Source organism: uncultured Pontibacter sp., from assembly GCF_947499215.1.
Lineage (GTDB): Bacteria > Bacteroidota > Bacteroidia > Cytophagales > Hymenobacteraceae > Pontibacter.
Genome location: NZ_CANMNI010000001.1, coordinates 1,801,414 through 1,821,657 on the forward strand (window position 1 = coordinate 1,801,414; position 20,244 = coordinate 1,821,657).

The 20,244-nt window shown below is 52.2% G+C and carries 11 protein-coding genes; 6 read left to right on the forward strand and 5 right to left on the reverse strand.

All coding sequences use genetic code 11. The features are described from left to right. Positions 1 to 50 precede the first annotated feature (50 nt). The 4 genes from sprA to Q1A04_RS07880 all read left to right on the forward strand — a co-directional run bounded on the left by sprA (position 51) and on the right by Q1A04_RS07880 (position 10,821). Complete coding sequence (gene sprA / locus Q1A04_RS07865; protein WP_299703573.1) at positions 51 to 7,175, forward strand: cell surface protein SprA; 7,125 nt, start codon at positions 51 to 53, stop codon at positions 7,173 to 7,175. 57 nt (positions 7,176 to 7,232) lie between these two features. Then, positions 7,233 to 7,613 (forward strand): glycine cleavage system protein GcvH, encoded by a 381-nt coding sequence (gene gcvH, locus Q1A04_RS07870; protein WP_299703576.1) that lies wholly within the window; start codon positions 7,233 to 7,235, stop codon positions 7,611 to 7,613. Positions 7,614 to 7,682: 69 nt separating this feature from the next. Continuing rightward, a complete protein-coding gene (locus tag Q1A04_RS07875) occupies positions 7,683 to 8,009 on the forward strand; it encodes a VanZ family protein (protein ID WP_366943817.1) in 327 nt (108 codons plus the stop codon). A gap of 160 nt (positions 8,010 to 8,169) precedes the next feature. Further along, a complete protein-coding gene (locus Q1A04_RS07880; protein ID WP_299703579.1) occupies positions 8,170 to 10,821 on the forward strand; it encodes a S8 family serine peptidase in 2,652 nt (883 codons plus the stop codon). 185 nt (positions 10,822 to 11,006) lie between these two features. Here Q1A04_RS07880 and Q1A04_RS07885 read toward each other — a convergent pair whose 3' ends face one another. The 5 genes from Q1A04_RS07885 to Q1A04_RS07905 form a co-directional block, all read right to left on the reverse strand. Continuing rightward, positions 11,007 to 11,696: a M57 family metalloprotease gene (locus Q1A04_RS07885; protein ID WP_299703582.1), complete on the reverse strand. Its 690-nt coding sequence runs from the start codon at positions 11,694 to 11,696 to the stop codon at positions 11,007 to 11,009. 460 nt (positions 11,697 to 12,156) lie between these two features. Then, positions 12,157 to 13,038 carry a YicC/YloC family endoribonuclease gene (locus Q1A04_RS07890; RefSeq protein WP_299703585.1) on the reverse strand — a complete coding sequence of 294 codons (882 nt, stop codon included), beginning with the start codon at positions 13,036 to 13,038 and terminating at the stop codon, positions 12,157 to 12,159. Positions 13,039 to 13,217: 179 nt separating this feature from the next. Further along, positions 13,218 to 14,369, reverse strand: coding sequence for a serine hydrolase (locus Q1A04_RS07895; RefSeq protein WP_299703588.1), 1,152 nt, complete (start codon positions 14,367 to 14,369; stop codon positions 13,218 to 13,220). Positions 14,370 to 14,377: 8 nt separating this feature from the next. Next, a complete protein-coding gene (locus Q1A04_RS07900; protein ID WP_299703591.1) occupies positions 14,378 to 17,578 on the reverse strand; it encodes a hypothetical protein in 3,201 nt (1,066 codons plus the stop codon). 4 nt (positions 17,579 to 17,582) lie between these two features. Further along, positions 17,583 to 18,674, reverse strand: a complete 1,092-nt coding sequence (locus tag Q1A04_RS07905; RefSeq protein ID WP_299703594.1) for an FAD-binding oxidoreductase — start codon at positions 18,672 to 18,674, stop codon at positions 17,583 to 17,585. 81 nt (positions 18,675 to 18,755) lie between these two features. On the opposite strand from Q1A04_RS07905, the gene Q1A04_RS07910 reads away from it, so the two are divergent. Then, positions 18,756 to 19,394, forward strand: coding sequence for an MBL fold metallo-hydrolase (locus Q1A04_RS07910; protein ID WP_299703597.1), 639 nt, complete (start codon positions 18,756 to 18,758; stop codon positions 19,392 to 19,394). 9 nt (positions 19,395 to 19,403) lie between these two features. Next, positions 19,404 to 20,108, forward strand: a complete 705-nt coding sequence (locus Q1A04_RS07915) for a CDP-alcohol phosphatidyltransferase family protein (protein WP_299703600.1) — start codon at positions 19,404 to 19,406, stop codon at positions 20,106 to 20,108. Positions 20,109 to 20,244 lie beyond the last annotated feature (136 nt).

Here is a 20,244-nt window from a genome sequence, read left to right on the forward strand (position 1 = left end):
GGAAAAGTAAAAAAAACAGCCTGCTGTTTGCAACGGTTGCTGCTATCACTATGCTGGCATGGTGGTCGCAAGCTGCAGCATTGCGCTCGGGCGGCAGATTTTACCAGATCATCCTTCCGGGGCTTCTGGCGCAGGATACCATTCCGCAGGACACTGCCAAACTGCAGCCTTATATTCCTAGCCGACGTCCCACTTTCACGCCAAGCGATAGGCTCGGAAGCCCTTTTGGCACCCGTTCCAGTTCATCCCCGCTCCTGTTAGGCCAGCCATCGAATGTCGAGCTGGAAATACAGCTCGACGACAGCCTGCAACAGTACAATATCAATGAGCGCATCGGTGGCATCGACTACCGCTTGCCTTCGACTATGTCGTGGGAAGAGTACTCCCGCTACCAACGCCAAGAAGCCATACGCGATTACTGGCGAAGCAAGTCTGCCGGGTTAGATGGCGAGAGTGTGGTGAGCGGCCGCCGCTTGGTGCCTAAAATCTACATCAGTCCGATGTTCGACCGCGTATTCGGCGGCAACTTCGTAGACATCCAGCCAAACGGCAATGTCAACTTGAAATTCGGAGCACGCTTCAACCGAAACGAAAACCCCTCTATACCGCTTCGTCAGCAGCGTACCGGCGACTTCGACTTTGACCAGAACATCTCCCTCAACCTAGTGGGCAAGATCGGAGAGAAAATGCGCCTGAACTTTAACTGGGACAACAACGCCAACTTCGAGTTCGAGAACAACATGAAGCTGGACTATACCGGCTTTGAGGAGGAAATCATCCGTAAGATAGAGGCCGGTAATGTGAGCCTGCCGCTCAACAACTCCCTTATCACTGGTGCCCAGAACCTGTTTGGCGTGAAAACCCAGCTGCAGTTCGGCCGACTGGGTGTTACGACTATTGCCGCCAACGTGCGCGGCCGCAACGATGAGGTAGTGATTCAGAATGGTGCGCAGAACAAGCCTTTTGAGATCCGGGTAGACAACTACGACCGCGACCGTCACTTCTTCCTGTCACAGTTCTTCCGGGGCCGCTATGACCGTACGCTCCAGAACCTGCCGTTGGTAAACTCTGGCATCGTAATCCGTCGACTGGAGCTATACGTGACCAACAATAACCGCGACACCGAGAACCTGCGCAACATGGTGGCCTACATGGACTTGGGTGAGGCCGACCCGTATAGAGACCAGTTTGAGCGCAACCCGCTGGCTCCTGCCGCTAATAATGCAAACGCACTCTACAGCCTGATTTCCAGTAACCCTCAAGCCCGTAACAACGACCAAGTAGACTCCTATCTCAGAAGTCTGGGTCTGCAGAAGGCTATTGACTTTGAGCATGTGCGTGCCCGCCGACTGGACCCGCGCGAGTATAAGTTCAACCCGCAACTGGGCTATATATCCCTCACCACGGCCCTGTTGCCGGACCAAGTGCTGGGTGTGGCTTTTGAGTATACCTACAATGGCCAGACTTACAAGGTAGGTGAGCTAATGGAGGACTACCAGAACCTGCGCGACGATCAGGTAATCCACATGAAGTTGCTAAAGGCAACCAACCCGGCACTTGAATACCCGACGTGGGACCTGATGATGAAAAACGTGTATAGCTTGGATGCGACGCAGGTGAATCGTCAGAATTTCCAGATGCAGATCGTTTACAAAGACGATGAAACAGGCGTCGACATCACGAGCTTAAAAGAGCCTAGTCCGATCCAGAACATTCCGCTGATCGAGGTATTCAACCTCGACAACGTAAACACCAACAACGACAAACCGCGCGACGGCAACTTTGACTTCTTAGAGGGCCTCACCATCGACCCGGAGACGGGGCGCATCATCTTCCCGGTGGTGGAACCATTCGGCTCCTACCTAGCCGACAAATTTGAGGGCCGACAGGATTTGATCGAGCGCTATGTGTTCCAAGAGCTCTACGAACAGACCCAAACCGACGCACAGCAAAACACACTGAAGGCCAAGTTCTACCTGAAAGGGCGTTTTCAAGCCAGTTCGACGGACGAGATTATGCTACCGGGCTTCCGGATTGCGGAAGGCTCTGTAGCGGTATATTCGGGTGGCACCCGTTTGGAAGAGGGCACGGACTACCAAGTGTTCTATGACTTGGGCCGCATCAAAATACTAAACCCAAGCTACATCGCCTCGGCAAGCGACCTGCGCGTGACTTATGAAAAGGCCGAGCTTCTCAACATACAGCCCCGCTCCCTGTTAGGCGCCCGCTTCGACTACCAAGTGAACAACGACCTTGTCCTCGGAGGTACAGTGCTGCACCTGAACGAGCGACCGTACATCAACCGCGTGAGCATCGGCGACGAACCTACCAACAACACCATCTACGGTCTGGACGTGAACTTTAACCGTGAGTCGCGCTTCCTGACCAAAATGACGGACATGATTCCGTTCATCCAGACTAAAGTACCTTCCAGCGTTACCTTCAATGGCGAGTTTGCGCACCTAGTGCCAGCCAATTCCAAATCGCCGGTGAATGAGGATGGCACCTCTTACCTCGATGACTTTGAGGGAGCTGAGACACCATTCAGTCTGGGTGGCTTTAACAACACGACGTGGCGCTTAGCGGCCACTCCTGCCCCACTGGCTCAAGGTGATGACCTGAGCTACGGCTACAACCGCGCTCGGGTGGCATGGTACACCATTGATCAAATCTTCTACCGCGACAGCGAGGGGCTTCGACCGAGCAATATCACCAGCGAGGAACTAGAGAACCACTATGTGCGGCCTGTCCCAAGGTATGAGGTGTTTCCGGGACGTGATCGCGAGATCGCCAACGCTTTTGAGTATACCTTCGACATGGCTTACTACCCGCGTGATCGTGGGCAGTACAACTACAATACGAACCTCGATACAGAAGGCAAATTGCAGGGCGACCCGCGTAAGAACTGGGGCGGTATTAGCCGAGAAATCACGTTTGACACAGACTTTGACAATGCTAACGTAGAGTATGTGGAGTTCTGGCTGATGGACCCATTCCTGCCCGGTCCCAACGGTCGCAAGGACGAGTTCGGCAACCAGATCGTGAGCAATGAGGGCGGTGAACTGGTGATTAACCTAGGTAACGTGTCAGAGGACCTCCTGAAGGACAACCGTTACTCTTTTGAGAATGGCTTGCCCACATCGGCCACCGACAACCAGAACCTACAGACAACTGAGTGGGGGCGCGTAACAACCCAGCAATTTCTGACCGATGCCTTCTCGGCGGTACCGGGAGCCCGTGCTTTCCAAGACATTGGCTTGGATGGGTTGGGGGATGCAGCCGAGCGGGAATTTTTCCAGCGCGATTTTCTGAGCCGCATACCCGGCGGTGCGCCGCAGACTGTACTGTCCGACCCATCGGCTGACAACTTCCTGCACCACCTAGATGAGTCATACGATCAACAAAGTGCAGGTATACTGGCCCGCTACAAGCGTTTCAACGGCATGGAGAATAACTCTCCTGAGCAAAGCCGCTTCTCTAACTATGCCTTCCCGGACAAAGAAGACCTGAACCGCGACAACGTGATCAGCGATCTGGAGCAATACTACGAGTACAAGATCAAGCTGGAGCCGGACATGGGCGTGGGCCAGAACTACATCGTGGACAAGATTGTGGACAACAGAACCGGCGAGAACGTGACGTGGTACCAGTTCCGGGTGCCGGTTCGCCAGCCGACGGGTAATGTGGGCAACATCAACGGTTTCAAGTCTATCCGTTTCATGCGTATGTACATGACCGAGTTCGCCGATCCGGTCGTGCTCCGTTTCGTACAGTTCCAGTTTGTGGCCAACCAGTGGCGCACCTTCCTGCAGCCGCTCACCGACGGCAACCCTTGCCTGAACTGTACCGACGACGCCCGCGCCTTTACCGTATCTACGGTGAACGTGGAGGAGAACGGCGAGACTGGTGATGACGAAACGATTATACCTTATGTGATGCCGCCGGGCATTGAGCGTCTTCGTGACTACGCCGCCACCAACAACCGCCGCCAGAACGAGCAAGCGCTGCAGCTGTGCGTGGACGATCTGAAAGATTCCTTCTCGAAGGCCGTCTATAAGAACCTGTCCATTGACATGCTCATTTACAAGCGTCTGAAGCTCTTCCTGCACGCGCAGTCCCGCGACCCGAATACCCGTGATGACGATGTGCAGGCCTTCATCCGCATTGGCACCGACTATACCCAGAACTACTACGAGTACGTGGTGCCCCTCAAACTCACGCCACTGGGCACGACCAGCCAAGATGGTATATGGCTGGCCGAAAACCAAGTGGACGTGGCGCTCGAAGACTTTGTGAATGCCAAGGTGGCGCGTAACAAAATCGTGGGCTATGACAACCGCCGTCCTTTCGAGATGATGGTGGAGGGCGGCAAAATGATACGCGTGGTCGGAAACCCCGATTTCAGTGAGGTGCAGAGTGTGATGATCGGTCTGCGCAACCCTTCGGTGCCGGGCGAAGACGCCAGACCGCAATCTGTCTGCGTGTGGGTGAATGAATTGCGCGTAACCGACTTCCGGAACAGCTCCGGTTGGGCCGGCAACGCCCGCCTGAACACCAAACTCGCTGACTTTGCCAACATCACGGCTACGGGTAGCTATGCCACCATTGGTTTCGGAGCGCTACAACAGAAGATCGCGCAGCGAGCCCGTGAGAACACCGCTGTGTTCGACGTGAGCGCCAACATCGTGGCTGACAAATTCCTGCCCGAGAAGCTAGGTATAAAAGTGCCGGTGTCGGTGCAGTATGGCACCATGAACAGTGCCCCGCAATTTGATCCGCTTGACAAAGACGTACCGTTGGAACAGTCGATCACAAGGTATGAGACCAACGATGCGCAGCGGGAGTACCGAAATGAAGTGAGTACCCGGGAAACCCGGAAGAGTGTGAGCTTGCTCAATGTACGCAAAGAACGGACGAACCCGGAGGCCAAGGTGCGCCCTTACGATGTGGAGAACCTATCCTTCTCCTATTCCTATGCTGAGCGCCTGTTCACTAACATCGAAACCGACCGCGACTTTACCCGCTCCTATACCGGGGCTGTGGCCTATACCTATAACACCACGCCGCGCAACTACGAGTTCTTCGCCAAAAGCGAGCGACTCAAGTCGCCGTACATGCGTCTGATCAAAGACCTGAACGTGACACCGCTCCCAAGCCGCTTTGCTTTCCGCGCCGACTTGGACCGCAGGTATAACGAGACCTTCCTGCAGCGCCGTGATCCGGGTTCGGGGCTTATCACCTCCAGAGGTATAGAGCCTGTGTTCCAAAAGTATTTCTTCTTTAACCGCATCTACGACCTCAAGTGGGACATCAGCAAGAGTCTTTCGCTGGATTACACCGCCACCAACCGCGCCGTGGTGGACGAGCCTGACTACCGTATCAACCGCGATATCGACTCCTTGCGCTACAAAAACGAGGTAATCTGGAACAACCTGCGTCGATTCGGCCGAAACACTAACTTCAATCAGCTGATTGCCGCCAACTACAAAGTGCCGTTCGACAAGTTTCCGATCACCGACTGGCTGGGTGCCGAAACCCGCTATGCAGTCACCTACATCTGGACGGCCGGCTCCACCGCTTTGAACCAAGACGCTACCTTCAGGCTAGGTAACACCGCCGAGAACAGCACCGAGTTCAGCGTGAACGGCCGCGTGGACATGGTGAAGCTCTACAATAAGGTGAAGTTCCTGAAAGACGTGAACAGCCCGGCTGCACCACAGGGTAGACCACCCGTACCAGCCCCGGGAGACACTGTTGTACAGAAGCGTTCGGAGATGAAAGTGGCCAAAGGGATTGCCCGCTTCCTGATGATGACGCGTTCGGTTAACTTCACATACCTGCAAAACCGGGGCACCATGATGCCGGGTTACCTGCCGCGCACCAAGATGTTTGGCTTCGATGACGGCTTCGATGCGCCGGGTCTGCCGTTTATCATGGGCCGCCAGTATGATTTGGACAACCTGTATAACCGTGCCTTTACTAACGGCTGGTATACCGACAGTAGCCAGTATCTGAATACGCCTTTCAGCGGCATCGAAACAGAGACATTCACGGCGCGGGCCAACTTGGAGCCGTTCCGAAACTTCAATTTGCAGTTGGATGCGCGCCGCAATATGTCGGAGATCGAGGAAGTGTTCTACCGCAAACAGTTCGATGACTTCGGCAACATCGGTACTATAAACGAGCGGCAAAACCCGATCAACACCGGTTCGTTCAGCACCTCGTTCTTCGCGCTGGGCACCATGTTCGAGTCGACGTCTCGCGGTACTTCAGCCGCCTTCAACGACTTTATCCGTAACCGCTATGAGATACGCGACCGACTGACCAACGCCAATGCCGCCGCCAGCGACTCGGGCTATACCCTGAACTCGCAGGACGTACTGTTGAAGTCCTTCCTGTACGCCTATCAAGGTCGGGATGCCAGCGGTTTCCAAGCCAAGGGCGGCAATCCGTTTAAGCGCCTGCCTATACCTAACTGGCGCGTGGACTACAACGGTCTGTCGCAGCTCGCGTTCTTTAAGCGCTGGTTCAGCCAAGTAAACCTGACCCACTCCTACAACGCAACTTACAATGTGACGAGCTTCACAACCTCGCTGGCCTACGAAAACTATCCGGGAGACTTCCCAACACAAACCAATGAGTTTGGGCAGCTGATCCCATACTACATCGTAAACCAGTTGACGGTATCAGAGCGATTAGAGCTACTGGGTATAAACTTCCGGACCAACACCAATCTGACCGGACGACTGGGCTATAAGTTGGAGCGAAACCTGTCGCTGAACCTGACCAACGCGCAGGTGACCGAGACGAATGTGAAGGACTATACCTTCGGTTTCGGGTACAGCACCACCAACTTCCGCATACCTTTCCGGATAGCCGGGGAGAGACGCACGCTGGAGAATGAGCTGACCATGCGCATGGACATGTCGCTGCGTGACAATCAGACTGTGCAGCGGGCCATCGCGCAGGATGAGCAAGGCAATGAGATCAGCCAGAACCAGATTACGAACGGCACTATGCAAATGCAGCTGCGCCCGACCGTGGACTACGTGCTGAGCCAGCGCGTGAACATCCAGTTCTACCTGCTGCGCACCGTGTCTGATCCGAAAATTTCTACCTCATTCCGTAACAGTGTGTCGGAAGGTGGAGTACAGTTACGAGTTAGTTTGCAATAATATTTTGGCATTGCGAAAAAGGCCGTATTTTTGGACTCCATTAAAAACAAGCAAGAAATGAATTTACCTGAGAACCTAAAGTATACGAAAGACCACGAGTGGGTGCGCGTGGAAGGCGATGTAGCCTTTGTAGGAATTACTGACTTCGCGCAGAGCGAGCTAGGTGACATTGTGTATGTTGACATCGACACAGTGGACAAGCAGGTTGGCCAGAACGACGTGTTCGGAACGGTAGAGGCTGTGAAGACAGTGTCTGACCTGTTCAGCCCATTGAGCGGCACAGTGCAGGAGTTCAACGAAAAGCTGGACGGCAGCCCGGAGCTGGTAAACTCTGATCCTTACGGCGACGGCTGGATCATCAAAATGTCTATCGACGACCAGAGCGAAGTAGAAGGCTTGCTTTCTGCTGAGGCTTACCGCGAACTAATCGGTCAGTAATCTGAACGTGTAGAAGCAGGTTTGATAATAAGGTATAACTTCTTTACCATATTGTGGGCAGTAGTGATCATGGTCTTGACACTACTGCCCTCCGCTTCTATGCCGGCACTCTCGATCTGGGAGCTCTTCTCGTTCGATTCGTTTGCGCATGCCTTTATGTTTGCGGTGCTCACCTATCTGATGGTGGTGGGGCTTAAAAAACAGTACACTTTCCCTCAGCTGCAACATTACGCCATCCGCACCTCGCTTTTTGTCAGCACCCTGTTCGGCATTGGCATTGAGTTGATGCAGCACTTTTTCATTCCCGGCCGCCAAGGCGACATCATCGACGTACTCAGCAATACCATTGGTTGTATGCTAGGCGTCCTGATTTTTAAGTGGATTTATAAGCAATAGGGTATAGCTGTACCCGCCCCCTGTTCTGCTTTTAGATATTCCCGTTATACCTTCCGGATCTTCAGTAAATCCTCATTCCCAACCTATTGCCATAATGGCGGCAATTGCTTAGCTTTAATGCTATTTTCTGTGTAAGCTTTTACCCTTAAAGCTGCGTTCTATGCCGCCTCTCTACAAACTTAAACATGCGCACTGGGTATCCCTGCTCTGGCTCATAGCCCTCGCCCTACCTTGCCGTCTGCAAGCGCAACAGCCGGGAAAATCCGAAGCACAGCAACTACAGGCCCGAAAGTTGGCCCCGCACCTACAGCATGTCACGCGAGTGGCCCTCGAGGCCGCTTACCGGGTACAGGTGCGGGACAAACAGGCGTTCTATACTTGGCTAAAACAGCAAAAGCTGCAAGTGAAAGTAAAGGTCACGCCCCACGATAGAAACACCCTGCTTCTGTCAGGTATAAACGCCACACAACTTCAATTGCTGCTCTCCTCCCCTGCAGTGCTTTACATTGATAAACCCAACCGCAGGGCCATAGAGGAACTGGAACTGAAAGACGCAGACTTTGTAGCCAACAATATTTACGCGGCACAGGCGGCCTTCCTCGGGCTCGCAGGGCAAGGCATGGGGGTGTCTGTCAAGGAAAATGCGTTCAACGCAACTGATATCGACTTGTTGGGCCGTGTGCTCTCTCCTGAATCGATTGGTGATAACCGCAGCCAGCATGCGACCACCATGGCTACCCTGATAGCCGGTGCCGGCAACTCCGGCCCAAACGGCAAAGGCGTAACGCAGCACACGCTTATCGCCCACTCCAGTTTTGAAGAGCTGTACCCAGACAACAGTCAAAATCTCCTAAGCCAAGGTATAAGTGTACAGAACCATTCCTATGGTGTGGGGGTGGAAAACTACTACGGACTGGAAGCGCAGGCCTACGACCGGCAAAGTCACCAGCATCCTGAGATGCTCCACGTGTTCTCTTCCGGTAATAGCGGTGACAAGGCCGAAACCACTGGTGCCTATGCCAACCTGTTAGGTATAGCCAACCTGACCGGGCAATTCAAGACCTCTAAAAACTCGATTAGTGTAGGTGCGCTGGAGCCTAGCGGCGAAGTAGGTATACGCAGCTCCAGAGGCCCTGCCTATGATGGCCGCATCAAGCCCGAACTGGTGGCACATGGCACCGGAGGCACCTCTGAAGCCGCTGCTGTGGTGTCAGGTATAGCACTGCTGGTACAACAGGCTTACAAAGAAAGTTATGACAAGCTACCCCCCGCTTCTTTGGTGAAGGCGGCCATGATCAACAGTGCTGAGGATGTTGGCCGCCCCGGCCCCGATTTTGAGTCCGGCTACGGAAGCACGGATGCACTCGGTGCCATCAGCACGATAGAAAACCAGCGTTTTGTGTTGAGCTCCCTATTGCAAGGCGAAACGCAAACCATTCAACTGAGTGTTCCTACCGGCACACATTTACTCAAAGCTACCCTTGTATGGCACGACCTGGAAGCGGAACCCAATGCAGAAAAAGCCCTCCTCAACGACCTTGACCTGAAGCTGCAGCGTAATGCTTCCGCCCAAAGTTGGCTGCCTTGGGTGCTTAGCACCTATCCGCACGCCGATTCGCTGAGGCTGCCCGCCCGCCGTGGCACAGACCGCCTCAATAACATTGAACAGATAACCGTTGCACAGCCATCTGCTGGCAGCTATACCTTGACCGTAAGCGGCCACAGGGTGCAGCAAGGTCCGCAGGCTTTTAGTCTGGTGTATGAGTTGGAGCGAGGCATGCAGTGGCTATACCCGACCGCTGGCGCTACACTGCTAAGCGGCCAGCCTGCTCTGCTCAGCTGGCAAGGTATTCTCCCGAATGGAACAGGTCGTCTGGAGTACCGTTTGGCTGGAAGTGAGGGATGGCAGACAATTTCAGAAAACCTGACACTGCGTGAGCAGCGCTATACCTGGGCAATACCCGACACGGTAGCCGTGGCGCAACTGCGACTAAGCAGCGGGACCACGGAAATCGTATCAGAAGAATTTATGCTGAGTTGCCCAATAAGTCCGCAGGTAGGCTTTAATTGCGACAATCAGGTGATGCTGCATTGGCCAAGCCTACCCAACGTGCAACAGTTCCAGCTATACCGCTTAGGCGAAACACACCTCGAGCCGTTGCTTACAACCATGGACACCTTGGCCCTCCTCGATAAAAGCATGTTACAAGGTGGGTATATAGCCCTTGCTCCGGTCCTGCAGGGCAGGCAGGCGCAATACGGCCGTTCCATACAGCTTCAGGAAGGAGGTTTAGGTTGTTATGTTACCAGCTTTTTGCCACGGCAGTTCGTGATGGACACAGTAAGGCTAGACCTTGAAATCAGTACGCTCTACCAACTCGCCTCCCTCAGTTTGGAACGGCTGGAAAGCGGCGGATTTAAAACGGTGAATACCCTCTTTCCCGTCACTCAGCGGCAGCTCACATTCTCGGACAGCCGGCCACAGCCGGGCAGGAACATCTATCGTGTGAAAGTTGAGACAACCACGGGCAAAACGTTTTATAGCCAGCAAGAGGACGTAATCTATGCTTCTCAGGATTTTATGCAGGTATACCCAAGCCCTGTGGCAGCTGGGCAACCTTTTTTTGTAGCTATCAATGGAGATGCCGCCCATATTCAACTTTACGATCAGGTAGGCAGACTGAAATTGGAAACATCTGTGACCGGCGTGCTAAAAGAAGTCCAAACCAAAGGCCTGACTAAAGGCCTTTACATCATCCGGGCAAAGACTGAAACGGGTTATCTCCTCTCAGGAAAAGTACTGCTTTTGTAGGCTTATTCATCATGTTGCCGATGTACGCCCTATCAACAAGTTGTAATTCATCTGTTTACCTTGCTCCGCTACGAATAGGTGTTTATACTCTTATCAAGCCTAGGCTTTCCTGTCTGCCAGAAATAAAAAAAGCACAGCTTCCTTTGGGAAGCTGTGCTTTTTTGAAGGCTTTGCGACTCCTGATGTTAGTACAGGTATCTTAAAGCAGTTTTGTCGTTTGAGTTAAAGTAGCGGTTCACACCCGTACCGATACAAGCCAGCATCCAAGAGTTAGGATCGGCACCTGTTGGCGTGCCCGGGATGTGCACGGCACCTACAGTAGAGGCACCCTCGTTGTAGTAAGAACCACCGCAGCTGTACGCTCTGTTCATGTAGTCTGTGTGGCGGAAACCGATGGTGTGGCCAATCTCATGGGCCAAGATAGTGGCCAAGTAGTTGGTACCCGGGTTAGAGCCAAGGTAATCGGAGTTCACCTTAACACTATTGTAAGGGTTACCACCAGATGGGAAACCAGCGGAAGCCAAGTAGCTTGATCCGCTTGGCGCCTTTGACACGAGGATGTTATACCCCGAAGACACACGACGGAACTTCAAAAGCAGGTTCTCGGCATTGAAGCGGCGGATCGCCTCGTCCAATGCGGATACATAAGAAGAAGGTAGGCTGGTAGTGATCGCCACGTTGATGGTGCGACCGGAGCCTACGCTTACCAAGTTGTTAGTGCGGTACTGCTCCTCTTCACCAACACGAAGCGCCGTAGTTTCCGCTGACACATTCAAGTCGCTGTCAGAGAAGAAGATGTCACCTTCCACAATGTAACCGCCTTCGGTGCGCTGCACATTGTCAGTGTTAAAGCCCATTTCTGAGATCTTTGCCATAGTAAGGGGTGAAATCTCATTGGCAGTTACTTCTCCTTCTGCATCTTTCTGGCATGAGGAAAAGCCGAACATAGCTACCATAGCTATGAGGGTGAGTAAACGTGTTGTTTTCATTAATTTTATTATTTATAGTTAAACATGACGAAATATAGATGAATAACATATACCGCGCAATAGGCTATATATAACTATAAATCAGTGTTTTAACCACAAACAACACACCTAGATAAAGTTGCGTAAATAAGAAATATAAACTATAACTAATATAAGAAAATTTGCATACTATCGCCATAAGGTTGCATAAACACGACCACAACAAGGCGAAAAAAAATTAAAAAAATTTTACTCCCCTACCCGATTCCAGAGCAAGACAACCTAATTAGGGAGAGCGAATAGGTCCATAAAAAAAGGCAGCTCCAGAGAGCTGCCTTTAAGTTTTAGAATCAATAAGTTGGGATAACTATAGAATATTGTTAATCTGCTCTTTTATTTTCTCCAATTCTTCTTTCATTTCCACTACATGGTGCTGTATAGTCGCATCATTGGCTTTAGAACCGATCGTGTTGATTTCGCGGCCAATCTCCTGAGAGATAAAGCCGAGCTTCTTGCCTGTCGGCTCTGGCAGGTATACCGTTTCGGTGAAATAGTGCAGGTGGTTAACTAAACGCACCTTTTCCTCAGCTATGTCAAGTTTCTCCATATAATAGATCATCTCCTGCTCGAAGCGGTTCTCATCGTAGTGATCAGCACCTGATATCTCCGCAATGTGGCCTCTAATACGATTACGGATATGTTCCATACGCACGGGGTCTTGTTTCTCTACTTCGGCCAACAGTATGCGGATGCGATCGATGTAAGCCATGATCTCAGCTGTAAGGGCCTTTCCCTCGTCGGCCCGGAAAGAATTGATGCTATCTAGCGCTTCCTGTACGAGCGGCTGCACCACTTCCCAGTCTGCCTCCCCTGATTCTTCTTCACCCTGCTCCTGCTGCAGCACGTCAGGCATGTGTAGTGCCAAACGGAACAGATCGGTCTTAGAGCCTCCCACCAAATCAGCTGCGGCGTTCAGTTCCTCATAATAGGCTTTGAGCAACTCCTTGTTGATATTGCTTTTGGCCTTTTGGGCTTTATTTTTAGAATAGTCGATGCAGATGCTCACCTTGCCGCGCACGAGGGCCTTCGTCAGCATAGTCCGTACTTCATACTCCCGGTCGGATAAGAAGCGGGGAAGGCGTACGGTCAGATCCATCCCTTTGGAGTTGAGTGATCGTATTTCGACGTTAATAGAATACTGGTCAGTATCGAGGCGGGCACTGCCATAGCCTGTCATGGACTGCAACATAGGCACTATAATGTATGATGGTTTGGCAAATTAGGCAAATTTCCTCACTATTACGAAGTTGTAGACTCAAAAGCTGCTTTTAACACAAATCGCCCGACATGCTCATGCCGGGCGATTCCGCTTTTTGGCTAATATGAATTACGCCTAGGAGTTGCGTGATATCAGGCTCTGCCTATACCTTACGGCACTATCTTATTTACCGCATCAATCATCGCCATGACTTCGCTTGGATGATTGTTGATGCGCTCTCCCCGCTTCTTGCCCAGCCGCACAATCACGAGCTCCTTCTCAGGTATAACAATGATATATTGCCCCAGTATACCGCGGGCATAGAAGACATACTGTTTTTTGTAATCAGGAAGCAGCCACCACTGGTAACCATAGTGGTCAGAGGTTTCGTTTGTCAGAGCGTCGGTAAGGCCGTTAGGTGTAATCGAGGCCTGCACATATTCCGGCGACACAAGTGTGTCACCCTGCCATACTCCCTGCTGCAGGTATAGCTGCCCGATGCGGGCGAAGTCGCGGGCGTTGGAGAAGAAACAGCAGTATGCCTTTTCACTGCCTCGGGGACGGTCTATACTCCACTCGGCTTTGCGCTCAGCACCCAAAGGCCGCCACAGTTTCTCTTCTGCATAGTCAGCCAAGTTTTTTCCGGTAGCAGCTTCCAACACGAAACCCAGCACCTGCGTATCGCCGCTTTTGTACTCGAACTTCTGCCCCGGCTCCTCCACCGCCTCCAACCGCTTGATAATTTTTTTTAAGTTAGAGCCGTAGTAGGCCTCGGTTGTCATGGAAAGCGGGTTGCTGTACGATTCGTCCCAGTTCAGCCCGGAACTCATCCAGAGTAGGTGCCTGAGTGTGATGTTGGCTTTACGCCCTTCTTTAAACTCCGGCAGAAAATCTCCCACCGGCTGGTCTATACTTTGAATGGCCCCTTCCTGCAGGGCTACACCCAGCAACACGCTCACGATGCTTTTGGCCATCGAAAACGAATTGCTCAGCGACTCTTCGGAATAACCATCCCAGTACTGCTCATACAGCAGCGAGTCCTGATGTATGACAACAAACGCAATTGACTCTAAATCTTGGTGCAGGCGCTGCAGATCGGTGGGTAGCCGTAGGTTATTATATTCGGAAGCCAAGGGCCAAGGCTGCGCACTTTCGGGCGCCTCTATTTTTCGCTGATGGAAAATGAGGTGATCGTCTATGTCAGCAAAGTTGTGATACAGTGCTTTGTACACATAGTTCTTGTCAGCCATGTGCAGCCATGCGGCTGCAAGCCCCAGTACCAGTATAGCGCCAAGACCGAATCGTTTGGTTTTCCGGTTCATCCAAAAGTTTAGAAGTCGTAGCCCAGTGTGACGTAAAACTTAGGCCCTTTGCGTGCATCATCCTCTTCACTCCAAGCCATGTCCAGTTTCCCGTACACTCCAAATAAAGTGGTACGTGCACCCACGCCATAGCCTAGCAGGAAAGGATTGCGGTAATTGATTACAGTGATCTCGAAAGGACTGACATTCGTTTGGTCGATGCGGCCGCCTATCACACGCGTGTTGATAGAGTTATTTCCTGTAAAAGGGTTGGTACCGTTATAGGCAGAGCCGGCGTCAGCGAAAGCCGTGAACTGCAGGTTGCGGAAGAAGCCTGATGGGATAGGCGCATCATAAAGATACTGCACGATTGGAACACGTAGCTCGACATTGGCTAGCAGGTACTTAGATCCGCGTCGCGCATTAAAATTAAAGCCTCGCAGTGGTGTCACGTAGTCCAAGTAGAACAAATCGGCTGGTGCGCGCACGGTAATGGCATTGGGGTCTCCCGGTTCATCCTCCGATGCAAAAAGCCAGTTGTCCATGCCGCCTATCAGGAAATTTTTAGGGGCGTTTCCAAAGAAAGCGCCATACCCGATGCGGGCTGCCAAGATAATCTGCCGGTGCACCTTCTGGTAATGGCGCACATCCAAGTAAAACTTGTTGAAGTTACCGGCACCGTCCCCGAAGCTTTTGAGCGTGAGTAAGCCCGCCTTCATGCGCGTGCCCTCCAACATGTTCACGCCACGCACAACGGAGTTATCGAACACAAGCTCTACATTGCCGCCACCGAAATTAGCGACACTATCGGGTGTGATAAAGCTGTTGACATACGTAAAGCGGGTGTTGACAAACTTAGGCTGCACGCGAATGCTAGTGCTGTAGGTGAGCGGATACACTAAGGTAGGTGAAAACTCATGCTTACCAAATCGTGCGACATGCCCCGGCAATTCGGGAATCTGTCCTACTATCACATCACGCCGGTACTGCATACCAATGTCAAAGCGGTTTTTCAGGTTCATGTACTCGGCGAACATGCGGCTCGTTTTGAGATCGGTTCGCAGAAAAGCACTGCCTCTGATGTGGTGGTTTTCGAAGAGGTCGCTCATATTAACCCCGCCCACAAGGCCAAATCCTAACTGAGGATCTGCATACACGGATGTGATAACCTCGTGCACACTAAAGCGCAGGTCATAATCGATCGGGCCGGCGATGGGGATACCTCCCTCGGTGGTGCGGGCGCGCGGTGCGGCTGCCTGTGCCTTGGCCTGAGCCTCCTGCTGCTGTTGCTCCTTCAGGTCACTTTCAAACTGGTAGTTTTCAATGTCAACTTCCCCCTGTCGCTGTGGTTTCTTGCGTGTGCTGCTCTCTAGGAGCTTACGGGTTGTAGCCGCCACGCTGGCAGAGCTGCGCGCCCGAGTCTCCAGTATGATCTGGCGAGAGGATTTTGGCAGCGAGTCTGGTGCCGTTGAACTGTACTCCGGGAACAGGTATACGAAACTGCGGGCATTGTCGAAGGCTGTTAGAGCAAGCAAGTTTGTGCCGCTCTTATAGTCATAGCTCTCAATGTCCTGCACAAAGTTGCTGATCGGTCTTTTTCTGCCTGTCGCCACCTCATAGCGATAGAGGCTCCGCACGCCCGACTCCTCACTTAGGTATACAAAGTTACCGTCTTCGGTAGCGCGGGGCATTATTTCGCTGGAAATGGAGAAAGTAACCTGACGAGCGTTGGCTCCCGTACCGTCACGAGGCATCAGAAAAATATCGTAGTTGTTCACCACACTCGAAAAGGTGCCCGAGGCAGTCTCTCCGGTTGTGTCAACAAAGCGGTTGGAGCTAAAGGCGATCGTGTTGTTCCCAGCAAGGAATACGGGCTGTATATCGTCGTAAATATCGTTGGTGAGCTGCTGCTGCACACGCCCACCGCTCGAGAGCAGGTATAGGTCTGTCTGCCCATCGCGCACGGCACTCATCACAATCGTGCTGCCGTCGTCGGAGTAGCTCATATCACGTACCTGCGAAAACTGTTTAAGTGCGACTGCCGGTGTCCTGACGTCGTCAAAAACCGGGACGCGTGAGCGTCGACGGGTCGAATTTATCTGTCGCAACACCATCTCTCCGCGTCGCGCCTCTACAAAGCCCAACTGGGTATTAGTGCGCCACGCTAGCACCGGCAGTCTGTAATCAATGCGCTGGTCCACTGTTCTATAGCCGCCTTTCCATACCACACGGCTGCGGTTGCTACGCACATCCTTCACTATAATCTGGTAACTGCCATTCTCGTTTTCGGCATAGGCCAGCAAAGTGCCCGCCGGGTTAAGCACTGGTTCTGTATAGCGGATGTCTTTTTTATTCTTCTCGAACAGTTTATTATTAACAGGGAGCCCCACCAGCGGGTTGTCTGTGCGGGTGTTGATTTGGAGGTAGTAATTATGGCAGTCCTGCAGGAAACGCTTGTATGGGATGTTGAGACTGCTCGTGATGCCTATTTCCGTGTCACGGGTAATACGGGTAAGATTGAGAATGTTTTGAATGGAGGTATAGCCATAGCGCTCAGCTATGTAATTCCAGATGGCCTGTCCGGCAAGTTCCTGATTGCGGGCCAACAAATCCTCCATACGGGCTTTATTGTTCACCAGCAGCATGTCGCGCATGTAGTTGTCCATGCGCAGGCTCCAGCCCTCGGCGGTATAGGCCGCCACACCGCTGATAAACCAGTCTGGCAGGCGCAGCAGGTAGCTGCTCTGCAGCGCCTCCTTCAAACTGCCGCCATACATCATGTCATTGAGCAGTAGCTCGGTCAATTGGTAGCTCAGGTCACGCTTGAAGTCGGTTTGGGTACCGTCGTAGGCCAGTTCCAGCTTGTTTTTGAGGAAGAGCGTTTCGCCGCCTGTCTGGAACTGATCGCGCTGCTGTCCAATGTTACTCTGCTTCAGGTCCGTCATCGAGTTATAGACGATGAGCGTGATTTTGGAGTAAGGATAGTAACCGATGAAACTGGTGATGCGCTTGAGCTCACGCTCCGCGTACTCGGCGGCGTTGCGGGCCGCTTGGTCACCGCCGGCGTAGAAGTATATGTTGAAGTTCTGGGTGCTGTAGAGCTTCCAATCGAAGTTCTTATACTGTATCCTGCTGCGGCCGAATGTCTGCACATTGGGCTGGGCAAAAGCCTCTTGGCCTGCCGTGACACAGAGCAGAAACAGCAACAATAACCTTATAGTAAAACGCATGCGCTTAGAGTTCTTGGTTATGGTGTTTTATGTAGTCGTAATATAACGAAAAATATCTCGAAATCTGTACGTCGGGTAGTATTTCCGCATCTGCTTTTACCAGTGCCTTCGCAAACATATCGGCTAGGTATGGCGCCATCAACACCCCTTTAGAGCCCATGCCGTTGAACACACTCAGCTGCGCATGCTCCGGATGCCGCCCTATGAGTGGGCGACGGTCGCGCACGGCAGGCCGTATGCCGGCCCAGTGGTTTCTGAGTTGGTATGGTATAGCGGTAATTTGCTCGAACCGCTCGCTCAGTTCCGCCTTTCCCTCTGCTGTTGGCAGTTCGTCTGCCTCCCGCCAGTTGTAGGTAGCCCCAATCTTAAAGCGGCCCTCACCTACCGGAACAACGTAAACGGCTTTATTATAGATACACTCCGGGTTAAAATCCTCCGTTTTCACCTCCAGCACCTCGCCTTTTGTAGGCTGCAGCGGCAGCCACTTAAAATAAGGATTGTGCACGGCCTGCCATCCTTCACAGAAAACCATATGCTTGGCCTGAATGTTTTTGTAGGACACCCCCTGTTTTGTAAGTTGCAGTTGGTTTACATCAAATCGCTCTGGCAAAAGCGCATCATCTTTCTGCAAGTTCTGCAGCAATAGATCCAGCGTATCGGCTACTAACAGATAGCCGCCCTGCTTGATCGTAATGCCGCCGTACTGGTCATGCACAGCTTCCGCACCGGTGCTTTGGGTATAAGTAGCCCCAATGTATTCGCTCCACGTGTCCCCGGCACTTTTAGCCATCCAGTTGTTCTGCTCCTCAATGGTGGAAAATACTTTATAGATAGGCTTATGGAAGAATAACTGCTTTTGGAAGTGGGCCTCCAGTTCGTCATAGAAGACATCGGCGAAGGGCAGCAGGGTGTCTACCAGCCATGACTTGGCGAAGCGCTTGCCGGCCACCGGGTTTACCAGACCTGCGGCCACCCGGGAAGCGGAGTTGGCTTTGGGCTCGTCGATCACCAGCACCTGCTGGCCCTGCTTTCGTAAGGTATAGGCTAGAGTGGCGCCGGCAATTCCATGCCCCACTACTATAAAGTCATAATTCATACAGGCAATTTACGACTTACGCCTGAAGTTCGTAACTTAGAAGCCGAATTTGTGGGCCCGCGCCCTGTGAACGAGAACAACATGAACGTTACCTGTCTTACATTTAATCCTTTTCAGGAAAACACCTACCTGCTGCACGACGACACCAAGGAGTGCATAGTGGTAGACCCGGGCTGCTATGAGCAAGCCGAACAGCAAGAACTGAAGCGCTACATCGAGGAAAACGACTTGAAAGTGGTGCGCCTGCTCAACACCCATTGCCACATCGATCATGTACTGGGTAACAAGTTCGTAGCCGACACCTATGGTGTGGAATTGGAAATTCACGAAGATGATCTGCAGACCCTGCGCTCAGTGCCGGTATACGCCCCGAACTATGGCTTTCAAATGTATAATGGCGTAGAGGCCTCGACTAAGTATCTAAAGGAAGGCGACACCGTCAAGTTTGGAAACACCGAACTGCAGATTCTTTTTGCCCCCGGTCACGCTCCCGGCCATGTGGTGTTCTACAGCGAGTTTGACAAGGTATGCATCGGTGGCGACGTGCTTTTCAAAGGCAGCATCGGCCGAACCGACCTTCCCGGCGGTGACTTCGACACACTCATCAATAGCATCAGAACCAAACTATTCACGTTGCCGGACGACACGGTGGTATACCCGGGCCACGGACCTGAAACCACCATCGCATACGAAAAGAAGTATAACCCATTCCTGCGCTAAGCCCTCCGGATGAAAAAACACATACCTAATGCCGTTACCTGCATCAACCTGTTCTGCGGCTGTCTGGCACTCTACTTCGCTTTCAATTTCCGGCTAGAGTATGCAGCCTATTTGATTGGTATCGCAGCTATCTTCGACTTTCTGGACGGTATGCTGGCACGCGTGCTGAAGGCTTACTCCGAGATAGGCAAGCAACTCGACTCACTGGCGGACATGGTTTCGTTTGGGGCTGTTCCGGGTGCCATCATGTTTGCGCTCTTGTGGCAGGCAGAGGCTTCTGTGCTAGGTATACCGGCTAACATATTGCCTTTTTTTGGCTTTCTGATCACAATCTTCTCAGCGCTTCGTCTGGCCAAGTTTAACATCGACACAAGACAGGCGGAGTCCTTTATTGGGGTACCGACGCCAGCCTGCTCCATGTTCATAGGTTCGCTGCCGCTTATACTGGCCACCTCCGGCAACCTCTACGATAACATTATTCTGAACCCTTACTTCCTGCTGGCGGTAACGGTCATTTTCTCCTACCTGTTGGTGGCTGAACTGCCTTTGTTCGCGCTCAAATTCAAGAATCTGACTTGGAAAGATAACGCAACCCGCTTTATTTTCTTGGGGATTTCAGTGATCCTGCTGGCTCTTGTTAAGTTCGCAGCCATACCGCTTATCATAGTTCTCTATGTACTTTTGTCCGTTATCCGAAAGGCCTCCACTTCATGAGGTTAACTCCTTCAGTAAATCTCCTGATGCGCCTAGAGGCGTTAGACTATTAGAGTAGAGCGGTGCTGTTGGTCCTTCATTTAAAGGATTTGCGCGCTATTGAGCATAATGTCCTGTAACCTGAGGCTGCTTGCTG